General features: G+C 62.3%; 16 protein-coding genes and 1 tRNA gene. 7 read left to right on the top strand and 10 right to left on the bottom strand.

The window, feature by feature from the left end; translation table 11 throughout:
* Positions 1-3: 3 nt before the first annotated feature.
* Positions 4-468: a cupin domain-containing protein gene (locus tag JJ889_RS11160; RefSeq protein ID WP_291895076.1), complete on the top strand. Its 465-nt coding sequence runs from the start codon at positions 4-6 to the stop codon at positions 466-468.
* 4 nt (positions 469-472) lie between these two features.
* On the opposite strand, the gene JJ889_RS11155 is transcribed toward JJ889_RS11160, so the two are convergent.
* A complete protein-coding gene (locus tag JJ889_RS11155) occupies positions 473-814 on the bottom strand; it encodes an aspartate decarboxylase (protein WP_291895074.1) in 342 nt (113 codons plus the stop codon).
* A gap of 111 nt (positions 815-925) precedes the next feature.
* On the opposite strand from JJ889_RS11155, the gene JJ889_RS11150 reads away from it, so the two are divergent.
* The gene (locus tag JJ889_RS11150; protein WP_291895073.1) at positions 926-2140 is read left to right on the top strand and encodes a TIGR03862 family flavoprotein; all 1215 of its coding nucleotides are present in this window, start codon (positions 926-928) and stop codon (positions 2138-2140) included.
* Here JJ889_RS11150 and dapD read toward each other — a convergent pair.
* The 7 genes from dapD to rpmH form a co-directional block, all read right to left on the bottom strand.
* Positions 2121-2945 carry a 2,3,4,5-tetrahydropyridine-2,6-dicarboxylate N-succinyltransferase gene (gene dapD / locus JJ889_RS11145; protein WP_291895071.1) on the bottom strand — a complete coding sequence of 275 codons (825 nt, stop codon included), beginning with the start codon at positions 2943-2945 and terminating at the stop codon, positions 2121-2123. The two genes, JJ889_RS11150 and dapD, sit on opposite strands and share 20 nt — an antisense overlap.
* A 3-nt stretch (positions 2946-2948) precedes the next feature.
* A complete protein-coding gene (locus tag JJ889_RS11140; RefSeq protein WP_291895069.1) occupies positions 2949-3653 on the bottom strand; it encodes a pyrimidine 5'-nucleotidase in 705 nt (234 codons plus the stop codon).
* Entirely contained in the window at positions 3643-4653 is a 1011-nt protein-coding gene (locus JJ889_RS11135; protein WP_291895067.1) for a DUF1036 domain-containing protein, read from the bottom strand. Before JJ889_RS11135 ends, JJ889_RS11140 begins: the two co-directional genes overlap by 11 nt.
* A gap of 5 nt (positions 4654-4658) precedes the next feature.
* Positions 4659-5231: a ribosome biogenesis GTP-binding protein YihA/YsxC gene (gene yihA / locus JJ889_RS11130; protein WP_366940097.1), complete on the bottom strand. Its 573-nt coding sequence runs from the start codon at positions 5229-5231 to the stop codon at positions 4659-4661.
* Positions 5232-5302: 71 nt separating this feature from the next.
* Positions 5303-7099, bottom strand: a complete 1797-nt coding sequence (yidC, locus tag JJ889_RS11125) for a membrane protein insertase YidC (protein ID WP_291895063.1) — start codon at positions 7097-7099, stop codon at positions 5303-5305.
* A 14-nt stretch (positions 7100-7113) separates the two neighbouring features.
* Entirely contained in the window at positions 7114-7491 is a 378-nt protein-coding gene (rnpA, locus tag JJ889_RS11120) for a ribonuclease P protein component (protein ID WP_291895061.1), read from the bottom strand.
* Between the two features lie 5 nt (positions 7492-7496).
* Positions 7497-7631 carry a 50S ribosomal protein L34 gene (gene rpmH, locus JJ889_RS11115; protein ID WP_291895059.1) on the bottom strand — a complete coding sequence of 45 codons (135 nt, stop codon included), beginning with the start codon at positions 7629-7631 and terminating at the stop codon, positions 7497-7499.
* A gap of 133 nt (positions 7632-7764) precedes the next feature.
* On the opposite strand from rpmH, the gene JJ889_RS11110 reads away from it, so the two are divergent.
* Together JJ889_RS11110 and JJ889_RS11105 are read left to right on the top strand one after the other, a co-directional pair.
* On the top strand, positions 7765-8493 hold the full coding sequence (locus JJ889_RS11110; protein ID WP_291895057.1) for a VTT domain-containing protein: 729 nt from the start codon (positions 7765-7767) through the stop codon (positions 8491-8493).
* Between the two features lie 52 nt (positions 8494-8545).
* Positions 8546-10012 (top strand): HAMP domain-containing sensor histidine kinase, encoded by a 1467-nt coding sequence (locus JJ889_RS11105; protein ID WP_291895055.1) that lies wholly within the window; start codon positions 8546-8548, stop codon positions 10010-10012.
* On the opposite strand, the gene ggt is transcribed toward JJ889_RS11105, so the two are convergent.
* Positions 10009-11727: a gamma-glutamyltransferase gene (gene ggt, locus JJ889_RS11100; RefSeq protein WP_291895053.1), complete on the bottom strand. Its 1719-nt coding sequence runs from the start codon at positions 11725-11727 to the stop codon at positions 10009-10011. The genes JJ889_RS11105 and ggt overlap by 4 nt on opposite strands.
* Positions 11728-11789: 62 nt before the next feature.
* Here ggt and JJ889_RS11095 point away from each other — a divergent pair, with 62 nt between their 5' ends.
* Positions 11790-12773 carry a P1 family peptidase gene (locus JJ889_RS11095; protein ID WP_291895050.1) on the top strand — a complete coding sequence of 328 codons (984 nt, stop codon included), beginning with the start codon at positions 11790-11792 and terminating at the stop codon, positions 12771-12773.
* Between the two features lie 122 nt (positions 12774-12895).
* Positions 12896-12972 (top strand) — tRNA-Arg (locus JJ889_RS11090).
* Positions 12973-13031: 59 nt separating this feature from the next.
* Here the strand turns inward: JJ889_RS11090 and JJ889_RS11085 are convergent.
* Positions 13032-13460 carry a MarR family winged helix-turn-helix transcriptional regulator gene (locus tag JJ889_RS11085; protein WP_291895048.1) on the bottom strand — a complete coding sequence of 143 codons (429 nt, stop codon included), beginning with the start codon at positions 13458-13460 and terminating at the stop codon, positions 13032-13034.
* 85 nt (positions 13461-13545) lie between these two features.
* Between JJ889_RS11085 and JJ889_RS11080 the strand changes: the two genes are divergently transcribed.
* A complete protein-coding gene (locus JJ889_RS11080) occupies positions 13546-13992 on the top strand; it encodes a hypothetical protein (protein ID WP_291895046.1) in 447 nt (148 codons plus the stop codon).
* Positions 13993-14145 lie beyond the last annotated feature (153 nt).

Below are 14145 nucleotides of genomic sequence, written 5' to 3'. Positions count from 1 at the left end.
GCCATGCGCAAATTTCGTATCGCCGAGCTCGAGCAGAAGTCCGGCTCAAGCTATCCCGCGCCGTTTGACGAGCCGTGCCTGGCGCGGTCCTGGCAAGGTCTGGCTTCCGCAGGCGAGCTGACCCAGTTCGGCGTCAACCAGGTTCGTCTGAAACCGGGAGGCTGGTCCTCCCAGCGGCACTGGCACACTCATGAGGACGAGCTGGTTGTCATGCTGGAGGGCGAGGCCGTATTGGTCACTGATGACGGTGAGAGTGTGATGCGCCCGGGCGAGGCCGCAGCTTTTCCGGCAGGCGAACGCAATGGCCATCACCTGCAGAACAGGTCGGATGCGGACTGTGTCTTCCTGGCGATCGGGTCACGCAGTGACGAGGATGCCGGTGAGTACCCGGACATCGACCTGCGGGTGAGGCCCGGACGTTACTCGAAACCGGCTGTGTTCACCAACAAGCGTGATGAACCGTATTGATCAGCTAGTGCGAACGACCATGCGTTTCGCGATAGCGTTCCATCGAGACAGAGATCTTGAATGTCTCGCGATATTTCGGTGATCCGACCGGGCGCGGCGGTTCCTGCGCTGTCAGTGCCAGGATGCGTTCCAGCGTGTCGTGCGCTGCGCCACTCTGACCGGCACCGATATAGGCGTGCAGTTCGACAAGCGCGTCGGAGAGCGGGTCCCCACCCCGGATGATGAAATAGGGTTCGTCCTTGCCCAGACGGTTCAGAACATCGTGTTCGGACGGATTGTTTGCAGAACCGTATGGCGCTGCCGGATCAGCTGCGGCTGGCTTTTCTTTGGTCATTTCATCACTCATGGCGCGCCCCTTTGTTCAGTTGAGTTCATTCGATCAGATTCGAGCTGGATTCGATAGCGGCGCATCAGCGCAGGGCTAGGAATTCTGCACGAGCCCGCCTAGACATGCCTCATGTCATCGGGCTCGCACATCGCCATCATAGGGGGAGGCCCTGCCGGGCTTTTCGCGGCCGAAAATCTCGGTCAGCGCGGATATCGCGTCAGCGTGTTTGAACGCATGCCGACGCTTGGCCGCAAATTCCTCATGGCCGGCCGCGGCGGGCTGAACCTCACCCATTCCGAACCCGATCAAGCCTTCCGAACGCGCTATCGTGAGGCGGCGGACTGGCTGGCGCCGGTCCTGGACGCCTTCTCGCCGGGGGATCTCCGGTCCTGGGCTGACGGTCTGGGCGCGGAGACATTTGTCGGATCCAGCGGCCGGGTCTTTCCGAAAGCCATGAAGGCTTCGCCGCTGTTGCGCGCCTGGCGCCAGCGGCTGGACGCGCTGGGTGTTGAATTCCATTTCCGAACGCGCTGGACGGGGTGGGATGAGCAATCATTGCGCTTCCAAAACGATGCCGGCGAAAGCGTTCAGATTCAGTGTGATGCGGTGATCCTGGCACTGGGCGGTGCGAGCTGGCCGCGGCTGGGGTCGGACGCCAGCTGGACCGGGATGCTGCAGGACAAGGGCGTGGACCTTGTCCCGTTCCAGGCATCCAATTGCGGTGTCGAGATCGGCTGGAGCGATGTCGTTCGCGAGCGTTTCGCCGGCGAGCCCCTGAAGACGATTGCCCTGAGCTGCGGCGAGGAGCGTGTGGCCGGAGAGGCGATGATTGCGGCCTACGGCCTGGAAGGCGGCGCGGTCTATGCCTTGTCTGAACCGATCCGCAATGCGCTGCGGCTAGGCGCGTGTGAGCTGCGACTGGATCTGCGGCCCAACCAGACTGCCGATCAGCTGGCCGCGAAACTGGAACGGGCGCGCAAGGGGCAATCCCTGTCGACTGTCCTGCGCAAGACTTTGGGCCTGGCACCCCAGGCCGCAGCCCTGGTGCGCGAGACCGGTGAGGTTCCGCGTGAGCCGAAGGCCCTGGCAGCGCACATCAAGTCCATCCCGCTGGACGTGACAGCCCAGCGCGGTCTCGACCGCGCCATTTCCTCGGCAGGTGGCATTGCCCGCTCGGCAGTGGATGAACAGCTGATGCTGAAAGCCATCCCCGGGACGTTTGTTGCCGGGGAAATGCTGGACTGGGATGCGCCGACGGGGGGCTATCTGCTGCAGGCGACCTTCGCGACGGGATTGGCCGCCGCGAAAGGTGTCGAGGTCTGGCTTAACGCAGAAGGTCGTTGATCGAGGTCTTTGAACGCGTCTGAGCGTCCACGCGCTTGACGATAACCGCACAGGCCAGCGACGGACCACCCTTGGGATCGGGCAGTGTGCCTGGCACGACAACGGAATAGGCCGGAACCTCTCCGCGCGTGATCTCTCCGGTTTCGCGATCGACGATCTTGGTCGACTGGCCCAGGAAGACACCCATCGAGATGACCGCGCCCTCGCGCACGATGACACCTTCGGCGACCTCGGAACGGGCACCGATGAAGACATCATCCTCGATGATGACGGGGCCGGCCTGCAACGGCTCCAGAACGCCGCCGATACCAACACCGCCGGAGATGTGAACCCGCTTGCCGATCTGCGCACAGGAGCCGACCGTGGCCCAGGTGTCGACCATCGTGCCCTCATCGACATAGGCGCCGAGATTGACATAGGACGGCATCAGGACAGCGCCCGGCGCGATGAAGGAACCCCGGCGCACGGCACAGGGCGGTACGGCACGGAAGCCGGCAGCCTTGAACTTTTCCTCGCCCCACCCCTCAAACTTGGACGGGACCTTGTCCCACCACTTGCCGGCCGCGATACCGCCATCCACCAGCCCCATCGGGTTGAGGCGGAAGCCGAGCAGAACAGCCTTCTTGAGCCATTGATGCACGACCCAGTCGCCGTTGCCTTGCTTCGACGCCACGCGGCCCTTGCCGCTGTCGAGAAGGTCGATCGCGGTTTCAGCCGCATCCCGGATCTCGCCGGTCGTCTCGGTGGAGACGCTGTCGCGATCATCCCAGGCCTGGTCGATAATGGTCTGCAGCTCGGTGCTCATGGCTTACTCGGTCTTGCTTTGCGCCGTTTTTATCTCGCCCAGGAAGGTGGGCAGGCAGTCGACGGCGTAGTGGACGTGGTCGGGGTGTTCGCCCGGCGCGGCGCTTTCCTCGTCACGCGGGCCTTCCTTGGCCCGAACGAGCACGGTCGTAAAGCCCATATCGTGCGCGGTCTTCAGATTGCGCACACTGTCCTCGAACATGATGCTTTCCGGCACCGGCAGGGCATAGCGGTCGGCAAAGAGTTCGAAACCCTCGCGATGGGGTTTGGGCACGAATCCTGACGCGGCGACGTCGAAAATGTCGTCAAACAGGTCGGCAATACCCAGGCGCGCCATGATGTTCTCGGCATGACCCACAGAGCCGTTGGTATAGACGAGGCGTTTTCCGGGCAGGGCCTTGATGCGGGCCGCTAGTTGTGGGTCCGGTGTGATCACCGAGGCATCGATATCGTGCACGAAATCGAGGAATTCATGCATGTCGACCGTGTGGTTGGACATCAAGCCATTCAAGGTCGTTCCGTAGTCGCGCCAATAGGTCTTCTGGACCTCGCGCGCCCTGTCGTGTGGCAGGTCCAGCAGGCGCGCGACATATTCGGTCATGCGCCGGTCGACCTGCGACATCACGGCGGCGTCGGACGGGTAGAGTGTATTGTCCAGGTCAAAGACCCAGTGGGTGATATGTGTCAGGTCCGGCTGATCACTGGTCACGCCTGATGCCTCCGAAATCATCGTCCGAGACAGATATACGCACGCCACCGTCTTCCGGTTCAGGGATCACCCGGAAACGGGCTTCCGCGTAACCCCGCTGGGCGCAGTTCTCGCGACCTTCGGAGACAAAACGGGCCGGGGCCAGGCAGAAGACCTGGGTGCCGTCCTCGATCGGCGTACGTTCGCCGGTATTGATCCGTTCCGCGTAATAATAGGCGTTTGCGGTGTCCAGGTGGCTGGCCAGCATGCGGGCGCACTCGCCTGAATGCAGCCGCCACCAACCGCGAGATTGCCAGACATCCGCGAGGCGGTGGCCGATGACCGCGGAGATATCGCCGATCGTATTGTTGCAGAGGATGACACCCGACGTCGCATTGCGCTCCAGTGCATAGGCTTCCAGCTCGTCGATCAGGCGGGAGGCGGCCGGCCGGCTGCCCAGCTCGCGGTCCGACAGGAAAGTGCTGACAGCACGGCGGGTGCCGCGGCCCTCATAACCGTCCACGGAGGAGATCGCATAGCCGGCGGATTCCAGCAGGCGCTGGATGCCGGCGGTCTCGGCGCGCCGTCCAAAATTGTCCGGCTCCACCAGCACGGTACGGGCGCGGTTATCGCCTTCACGGATCATGAAATCGCGAGAGGCCAGACCCAGGGCCGCGCAGCGTGTATTGGCGACGACGTCAAAATCCGCCTCGTCCACACACAGCGGAACCCCGCCTCGCCATTCGCGGACGCCGCCCAGATAAGCCGAGCTGGTCTTGGCGTAATAGAAAATCGGTGTGTCGGTCTCCAGGCTGACTTCCTGGGCCGTGGCGACACATTCACCCGGACGAATGCGCTGCCAGCCCTGGATGGAAACGCCGCCCTCGACCGGCCAGCCCGTGGCAAGCTGGATGACATAGCTCGTTTCGTTGCACAGCTCGGCGGCCTCGGCGCGCTGGGCCGAGAACAGGGTCGTCAGAACGGCTAGAAATACAACACTGAGAGACTGGGCAGGCTTCATCAGGATTATCCGATGCGGGAAAGTTCGGCGATTTCAGCACGCATCATATCAAGCCCGTCTTTCTTGGAGCTTGACGTCGCCAGAACTCGCGGAAAGGCAGCCGGGCGCTTGATGACGGCGTCCAGGGTTTCCTGGGTCACACGTTTGACCGCTGGCGGTTTGATCTTGTCGGTCTTGGTCAGCACGATCTGATAGCTCACGGCGGCTTCGTCGAAGACATCCATGATCGCAAGATCGACATTTTTAAGGCCATGCCGGCTGTCGATGAGCAGATAGACACGCTTGAGATTGACCCGGCCGCGCAGGAAGTCGCGAGTCAGGCGGGTCCATTTGTCGACCACATCCTTGGGCGCCTTGGCATAGCCATAACCCGGCAGGTCGACGATGCGCACATTGCTTTCTTCGATATTGAAGAAGTTGAGCTCACGCGTACGGCCCGGCTCCCCGGACGCCCGGGCGAGGCCTTTCTGATTGGTCAGGGCGTTGATCAGTGAGGACTTGCCGACATTGGAGCGGCCTGCAAACGCGATTTCGATGCGATCGGGCTCGGGCAATTGTCCCAGGCTGACGGCGCCCATGACAAACGTCGTCGGCCGGCCGAAAAGTTTCCGGCCGGCCGTGAGGTCGAGTTCGTCTTCAGCCGACAAGGTCAGCTTCCCTCTTTCGCCTTGCCCATCAGGCGAGCGATCAGCTTGTCCAGCTGGGTCTCGTTCCCGTGGCGGCGCATGATGATGTATTGCTGCACAACAGACAGGAAGTTGTTCCATGCCCAGTAGATCACCAGACCGGCGGCAAACGGCGCCAGGATGAAGGTGAAGACGATTGGCAGGAAGGCAAAGATCTTGGCCTGCATCGGATCCGGCGGCGGCGGGTTCAGTGCCTGCTGCGCGGCCATGGTCAGGCCCATGATGATCGGCCAGGCACCCAGGCCCAGCACAAAGCTGAGAACCGGAATGGACAGCGGGTCATAGGGCAGGAGACCGAACAGGTTGCCGATCATCAGCGGATCACGTGCAGACATGTCCTGGATCCAGCCGAAGAAGGGGGCGTGACGCATTTCCAGCGCGTTGAACAGGGTCTGGTAGAGCGCGAAGAAGATCGGGATCTGAGGCAGGATCGGCAGACAGCCGGCCAGCGGGTTGATCTTCTCCTTGCGGAACAGCTCCATCATCGCCTGCTGCTGCTTTTGCTGGTCAGCGGCATAACGTTCGCGGATTTCCTGCTGCTTGGGCTGGATCAGCTTCATCTTGGCCATGGACGCATAGGCGCGATTGGCCAGCGGGAACATGATCAGCTTGATCAGCAGCGTCAGGGCCAGGATGGCCAGACCGAAATGACCGGTCACGCCCTCCAGCAGGTGCAGGATCCACACGAACGGGCGCACCAGGAACCACAGCCAACCCCAGTTATAGGCCCGGTCGAAGCCGACAACGCCGACCTCGTCCTCGACATAATGCAGAACGTCGAGTTCCTTTGCGCCGGCAAAGATATAGCCGACAGAGGTCAGGCTGGAGCCCGGCTCGAGCAGCTGGGCGCGTTCGCGATAGGTCGTGTCAAAGGTCGGAATGCCATTGCGCTCGACCGTGCGGAAATTGGCGGTGAAATTGCTGTCCAGGCTCGGGATCGCCGCAGCCAGCCAGTAGCGGGTCGTGATGCCGACCCAGCCGCCCTGGCCGCTTTCCTCAAGTTCTGCACCGTCTTCAAGGCTGGAATATTTCTCGCGCTCCATCGCACCGTCCACGACAGCGATAGCGCCTTCGAACACAGCCATGTTCGGCTCGAGATCTTCCGGAATGCCCTGCTGGCGAACTAGGCCGTAACGCTGAAGTTCGACTTCGGCATCGGAGGTGTTGCTGACCTGGTCGGTGATTGTGAACAGGTAATTGTCATTGATCTCGATCGTACGCTGGATTTCAAGGCCGCTCCCTGTCGTGAAGGCCAGGACCACCGGGGTTTCCGGCGTCAGTTCGCTGCCACTGCGCAGGGTCCAGCGGCTGTCATGGACCGGCAGGTCGTTGAAGCCGGGCGTACGGGAGAGCCAGCTGTCGCGCGCATAAAAGGCACCGGATGTACCGATCGGATTGAGCAGGGAGATCAGCTCGTCGCTGTCGACCTCTACAGTATGATTTCGCAGCTGAAGATCGTCGAACAGGACACCGTCCAGCGAGATGGAGCCGGTCACAGAGGGTGCATTGATGGTGATGCGCTCGACGCTGCTGAGGGCTTCGTCGCGATCAATCAGGCGCGTCGTCGCGGCGATTTCGCCATCCGCCCCCGGCGGCAGGTCCGAGGCCTCTTCCTGCAGCGCTAGCTCGGCTTCGCGCTGGAGTTCCAGCTCGGCACGGCGTTCAGCCTGTTGCGGACCAAAGAAGAAGACCTGGAACACCATCAGGATGGCCAGGATCAGACCCGTTGCCACCAGGAAATTGCGATTGTCGTCGCCCATAATACTTCAGCCCCTCAGGCTTCTTTGTTCGTCTCGCTCGTGCGCTCGCTCCGGGCGAGGCGCTTCAGCGCTGTTTCTACATCATCGACCAGCTTGGACCAGTCCCTTTCGGGCGTGGCCGCACGCGCGATGAATACATAGTCAAAGCCGGGCTGTCCGTGGAGGGGGAGTAGCAGCCGGGCCGTCTCCCTCAAACGCCTTTTGGCGCGATTGCGGATAACGGCATTGCCGACTTTTTTGGTGGCGGTAAATCCGACGCCACAATGTAAAGAGCCGTCCCGACGGCGGGCCTGAATGACCACACCGGCGCGGACGGCTTTTTCGCCTTTGGCAACGTACAAGAATTCGCGCCGCTTTTTCAGCCGCTTAACGGCCGATGGCGTCGCGCTCATCGTGCTTAGGCAGACAGGCGCTTACGGCCCTTGGTCCGACGACGAGCCAGAATCTGGCGGCCGGACTTCGTGGCCATGCGCGCACGGAAACCGTGCCGGCGCTTGCGGACGAGCTTGGACGGTTGGAATGTGCGTTTCACGGTGGCGCTCCATCGCGTAGAAAATCAGAGCGGCGGCTAATACGCGTGGGTAGAGGGCACGTCAAGTCTAGACGCCGCAAAAGACGCATGCGATGGCAGGGGAAATACAGCCACGCGTCTCGGGTGCCCTATCATGTCTCTCAAACAATTGGGAAGTCGGCTCAAACAGGGCATCTCCACGCGGGGCGCCATTTTGTTGCTGATCCTCGTCCTGCTGGCCCTGGCCTTCATCAACGGGGTGACGCCGCAGGGGCTTGCCCAGCTCTTGCAGGACAACCGCGAGGCGCTGAACAACTGGGTCACCGATCACCCGCTCTTTGCGGCCTTCGGTTATGCCATTTTCTACATGGTGATGGTGTCGGTCTCACTGCCCGGAGCACTCTGGTTCACCATTGGTGCGGGATATCTTCTGGGAGCAGCCACGGCGATTCCCGTCTCCCTGTTCGGGGTGACCGTCGGGGCGACCAACATCTTCCTGGTTGCGCGTTATGTCGCCGGCGAGCAATTCCATGAACGATTCGAGGGCCGGATCGGGCGGTTCGCCGATGGTTTCCGCCGCAATGACTTCACCTACATGATCCTGCTGCGCATGACCCCGACACCCTTCTTTGTGATCAATGTCGCTGCAGCCCTGCTGGGCGCGCGGCTTAAAAGTTATGTCCTGGGCACGTTGATCGGGGCAATCGCGCCAACGATTCTCTATGCGAATCTCGGTGCAGGGCTGGGTGAGCTTGTCGATGCCGGTCTGTCACCGGGTTGGAATGATCTGTTGCGTCCAAGCTTCCTGGTTGTGGTGGCCATGGCCCTGGTGCTGGCCATCTTTCCCTTTTTGCGCCAGCGCTGGCAAAACACTCGCCGATAGAGTTACCTGCCGCGCAAATCATTCTAGGCTGCGGCAAAACCTGACCTGATCCATGCAATCCGATCCGCAACAGTCCCCCGGCAGATCCGCCCTGCCGCGTCGTGTGCTCGACGCGGGTGCCGGGGTGTTGGCGCGGTTCCAGCTGAACCTTCCCGGACAATTGCTGGCGCTGATCATCGGCCTGGTCGTGACCGCTCTGGTCCTGGTCTATTTCCCCGCCGCTGCGGCCTATCGCCTGCAATGGATGCAGGACCGCGCCGAGGCCGCGCATCTCGCCGCGCTCGCAGCCGACGTGGCGGAGGATTCCGGCGCCCTGGGCGAACGCACCGTCGAGGAATTGCTGGAAGGCGCCGGCGCCGTGGCCGTGTCTCGGGTGCGTGACGGCATCAACGAGCTCATCCTCTATGGCGGCCCCATCAATGCGGACATGGTCACCAGCGACCTGCGCGAGGCCAGCTGGTGGGATCATCTGCGCGAGACGGTCGATACGCTCTATGCCGAGGACGGGCGTATGTTGCGTATCCGGGCCCAACCGCAAAGCCGTCCGACCGAGACGATTGACGTCATCCTGTCCGAACAGCCTCTGAAGGAGGCGCTCAACGCCTTTTCCAGGCAATTGCTGACCGGATCCATCCTGATCGCCCTGGGAGTTGGTCTGGTGATCTATCTGGCCATGTTCTTCCTGTTTGTGCGGCCGATGCGCCGTCTGGCCGGATCCATGCTGCGTTTCCGCTCTGCCCCGGAGGACGCGTCCCGCGTCATCTCGCCGTCTGCGGGGCACAATGAGATTGCCCGTGCTGAACAGGAACTGGCGGCGATGCAGGAAGAGATCCGCCAGGCCCTTCATCAGCGCGAACGCCTGGCCGCCCTGGGCGAGGCCGTCGCCAAGATCAATCACGACCTGCGCAATGTCCTGACCAGTGCCCAGCTGGTGACCGACCGCCTGGCCATGGAAAAGGACGAGCGCATCCAGAAAATGGCCAGCCGTCTCGTGCGTTCCGTTGATCGTGGTATCCGCCTGTGCGAGGCGACGCTGGAATTCGGTCGTGCCGAGGAAGCGCCATCTGCCCGCAGCAGTGTTGTCATGGCCGAGCTGATCGAGGACGCGTTCGACAATGCCCAGCTCGCTGATGGCGAGGTGGACTGGTATCTCGATATTGACCGCGCCCTCCGCCTGGATGTGGATCAGGACCAGACCCACCGCATTTTCTTCAACCTGTTCCGCAATGCGATCCAGGCGATGACTGCGGCCGAGGGTGAGACGCGTCTCTCCGTCACCGTGGAAGAGGACGGGCATTGTGCCCATTTCTGGGTGCGCGATACCGGGCCGGGCCTGCCGCCCAAGGCACGGGACAATCTGTTCAAGGCGTTTACCGGCTCCACCCGCAAGGGCGGGTCAGGTCTGGGCCTGGCGATTGCCCGCGAACTCGCCCGGGCCCATGGCGGCGACCTCGTCCTCATCAAGAGTGACGTGAACGGGACGGTGTTTGCGGTCATGCTGCCGCTGAAAACCGACTAGGGCTCCCCCACAACACCTTCACGGCGCGGGTCTGCGCCACCGATCAGCGTGCCGTCTTCCAGGCGCCGCACGATATGGATGCCGGAATTCTCGCCACGATTGGCGTCCAGCTCGAAGCCGAGATCCTGCAGGCCCGCGAGGATTTCGATATCCATGCCGTTCTCGATCCGCACGACATCCCCGCGCGCAACGATATTGGGCAGTTCAATCGCTTCCTGCGGGGTCAGGCCCCAGTCGAGCATCGCCACAAGCGTCTTGGCCGTATAGGCGATAATGGAGGAGCCACCGGGCGAACCAGTGGCCAGGACGAACTCCCCGTTTTCATCGAAGACGATGGTGGGGGACATGGAAGAGCGCGGGCGCTTGCCGCCGTCCGGTGCGTTTGGGATCAGCCGGCCTTCGGCGTCCACCGGCGTTCGCGAGAAATCGGTCAGCTGGTTGTTGAGCAGGAAGCCGCCGGCCATGCGATGGCTGCCAAACCCGCCTTCAACCGTGGTGGTCATCGAGACGACATCGCCGTCACTGTCGACAACGACAAAATGGCTCGTTCCCGGCGCGTCAGGCGTCGCGTCGGCTCCGGGCGCCTCAATGCCGGCCGGAATGCCCGGCGTCGATGTCTCGATGGCCGTTTCGCGATCCATCAGCGCGGCGCGGGCGGTGATGTAATCATCCGCCAGCAGACCCTCGACCGGCACGGTGACAAAGTCCGCGTCGGCGACATAGGCATCGCGATCAGCATAGGCGAGGCGACTGGCCTCGATGAAACGGCGCCAGCCTTCCAGCGTGTCCGGCCCGGTGGCGGACATGTCATATCCTTCCAGCAGGCCCATGATCTCGTTGACGGTCACACCGCCCGATGCCGGCGGCGGCGCGCCACAGATGGTGTACTGGCGATAGGGACGACAGATCGGGCTGCGCACGACCGGCTCATAGGCCGCCAGATCGGCCAGGGTCAGGTCTCCTGGCAGCGGCTCCGCTCGCACGGCGTCAACAATCGCCTCGGCGATCGGCCCTTCGTGCAGGGCGCGCGGGTTCTCTGCGAGGGCGCGAACCGTCGCCGCATAGTCCGGGTTCTGCAGCAGGTGACCCACTGGCAGCGGCTCACCCGCCTCGGTGTAGAAATAGGCGCGGGTGGCCGGCCATTCGTCCAGTGGCGTGCGCTGGCCGTAACGACCGATCAGGGAGTTGAGGCGCGGCGAGACTTCAAAGCCTTCACGGGCCAGGCGTTCCGCGTGTGTGAAGCCGTCCGCCCAGTCCAGGGCGCCATGATCCTCGTGCGCCCTTGCCAGGGCCGGGATCGCGCCCGGCGAACCGATTGACCGGCCCGAGAACACAGCCTGGAAAAAGCCCAGCGGCTGGCCGTTTTCGTCCAGGAAAAGGTCCGGACCCGCAGAGGCCGGCGCCATCTCGCGGCCGTCATAGACGGTGACATCGCCGCTCTCGGCGTCGAAATACAGGATGAAGGCGCCACCACCCAGGCCGGAGCTCTGTGGCTCGACCAGGCCCAGCACGGTCTGCACGGCGATCGCGGCGTCAATGGCATCACCACCCGCGCGCAGGGCTTCCAGGCCCGCTTCAACCGCATGTGGGTTGGCTGCAGATACCATGGCGGGACCGCTCAACGCGGCTTCTTCCTGCGGGGTCTCGCTTGATCCACAGGCGGCCAGAAATCCGGCCAGGGAGAAAATCGCGGTGGACAGCAAAAAGCGCTTCATGGAATTTGTCCTCTACTCGCCGACCCGTCCGGAGCCGGTGTCCAACAGTTAAGAGGCCTTTGATGGCATTGCCAGTGAAAAACAACACCATCACCGACGTGCCGGGGATAAAGGTCGGTCAAAGCGAGGATGAACGGTCACGCACCGGTGTCACGGTCATCCTGCCCGATGAACGCGCCGTGTGTGCGGTGGATGTTCGCGGTGGTGGCCCGGGCACGCGCGAGACTGACGCGCTGGCTGCGCACACCCTGGTGGATGCCGTTGATGCGGTCGTGCTTTCCGGCGGTTCGTCCTATGGCCTGGCGGCGGTGGATGGTGTCGCAGCGGTGCTTGGTGCGCGGGGGCAGGGGTTCGGGCTTGTCGAGCGTCCAGGCGTGCCCAAATCTCCCGTCGTGCCCGGCGCGATTCTCTATGATCTCGCCAATGGCGGTGACAAGGACTGGGGCGAGGAACCGCCCTATCGTGATCTGGGCAAGCAAGCCCTCGCCAATGTCTCCACGGAGGTATCGGTCGGTCGTTTCGGAGCCGGTTATGGCGCTATGGCAGGATCTCGCCAGGGCGGGATCGGATCCGCCAGCATCACCAGCCGGGACGGTTTCACCCTGGGTGCGATCGTCGGCGTCAATTCCTTTGGCTCGGTGATGATGCCCGGCACAGACGTGTTCTGGGCCTGGCCCTGGGAGATGGAGGGCGAGTTCGGTGGTCAGCGTCCGCCGGCCGGCTGGTCTGCAGAGCCGGAAGACTGGGGGGATGCCAAGCTCAATCCGGGGGCCCGTGAGAACACCACGATTGCTTGCATCGCGACGGATGCCGCTCTGGCCCCGGCCCAGGCCCAGCGTCTTGCCATCATGGCCCAGGACGGTTTCGCCCGCGCCATCCGCCCCGTTCACACCCCGTTTGACGGTGATGTCGTGTTTGCCCTGTGCACCGGCCGCAAGCCCCTGGGCGATGCTGCCGAGCTCACGCTGGCGCGCCTCGGAAGCCTGGCTGCGGACTGCCTGGCACGCGCCATTGCCCGCGGTGTCTTCGAGGCCAGCAAGGCCTGAACACCCGTAACTGCACCCGGGCTGCACTTGCACTGTTTTTTGCGCGAAAGCCCCCTTGCCAAGTCCAGGGCCCGAAGCTAGGTTCCGCGCCTCTTCGGGGACTTGCCCTGAAGACACGGCCTGCACCGGTAGCTCAGCTGGATAGAGCACCAGACTACGAATCTGGGGGTCGGGGGTTCGAATCCTCCCCGGTGCGCCATTTTTTCCGCTTCAATAATGCCAAACGATTGACCGCATAATTGCGGGTGTTCGCGCGTGTCAGCCGCCTGACAGGTTCGACGAGATTTTTTGGGCGACCTTGAAAAACGTGATGAGCTCTTGCTTGTCAACGTCCTGCGTTGCCCGGTCATAGAGGCGCGCTTCAGCCGCATGGACGCGGGAGAATATGGTCCTGGCCTTCGCGGTCAGCATAGCCAGCTTGCTGCGTCCGTCCTGAGGATTGGGTTTCAGGGCAATCAACCCGTTAGCGGAGAGTTCCTGCAACAGGCGTGTAACATGGCCACGGTCGCGATTGATGGTGCCGGCGACCGCCAGTGGCGTTGCCGTCTCCTCCTCGTACAGGAAGCGTAAGATTCTCATGTTGATGGGCGGGATATCCAACCCGTCCAGCTCCGGGCTGCCTTCGAGTTGCGTACCGAGATCGATGGACAGTTTGAAGACGACGTCTGTGAGCTTTTGTTGTGCCATTTCTGCATCCTAACAGAAATTAGTTGCGCTGCGCAAATAGTTGTACGAGATAGCTGCGTAGCGCAACTAAATTGAAGTGGTAAAAATGAGCAAGCAAGAGGTTTTCAAAGGGTCTGTCATTGCAGGTCTGGTGTTCATGGTCTTGATGGCGGCGGTGCTGATCGTCTGGCGGCGGATGCTCTGGGGCGATGTTTATCTCGAAGAGGGGTTTTTCGGTTTTACCGAGCCGTCGCGTTTCCTGTTGGTGGCGGGGCTTGGGACCTATTTTCTTATCGGGGCCTTTTTCGCCATGCTGTATGGGCATATCCGCGCCGTCGCCGGCCAGGTCTCCACGCTTCGCATCGCCGTGATGTTCGCGGTGATCTACTGGGTTTCTGCCAACCTGGGCTATATCGGCCGTGTTCCGCTGGAAAATCCGGGTCTGTTCCTGCTTTTGGAAGGCGTAAGCGATGCCGTGGTGTTTGCACTGTTCGCCCTGGTTCTGAAGATGGTGTTCAACTCTCAGCCAGTCGATGCCTTGTCTGACGCCTAGCGTTAAGCCGGCACAGATTTACCGCCCAAGCCTGATCAAGCAGGCGGGCGGTTGAGCTGGGAAATGCGTTGTTAGATTCATACGATCCAAAGGCTGCGAAAAACGGTTCCGGGACCTGATGTTCGTCGCATGACGAATTCGCTCTAAATTATT

Origin of the sequence: Maricaulis sp. (assembly GCF_017643475.1) — a bacterium.
Classification (GTDB): Bacteria; Pseudomonadota; Alphaproteobacteria; order Caulobacterales; family Maricaulaceae; genus Maricaulis.
The sequence above is the reverse complement of the archived record's forward strand: the minus strand, read 5'-3'. Positions and strand labels throughout refer to the sequence as shown.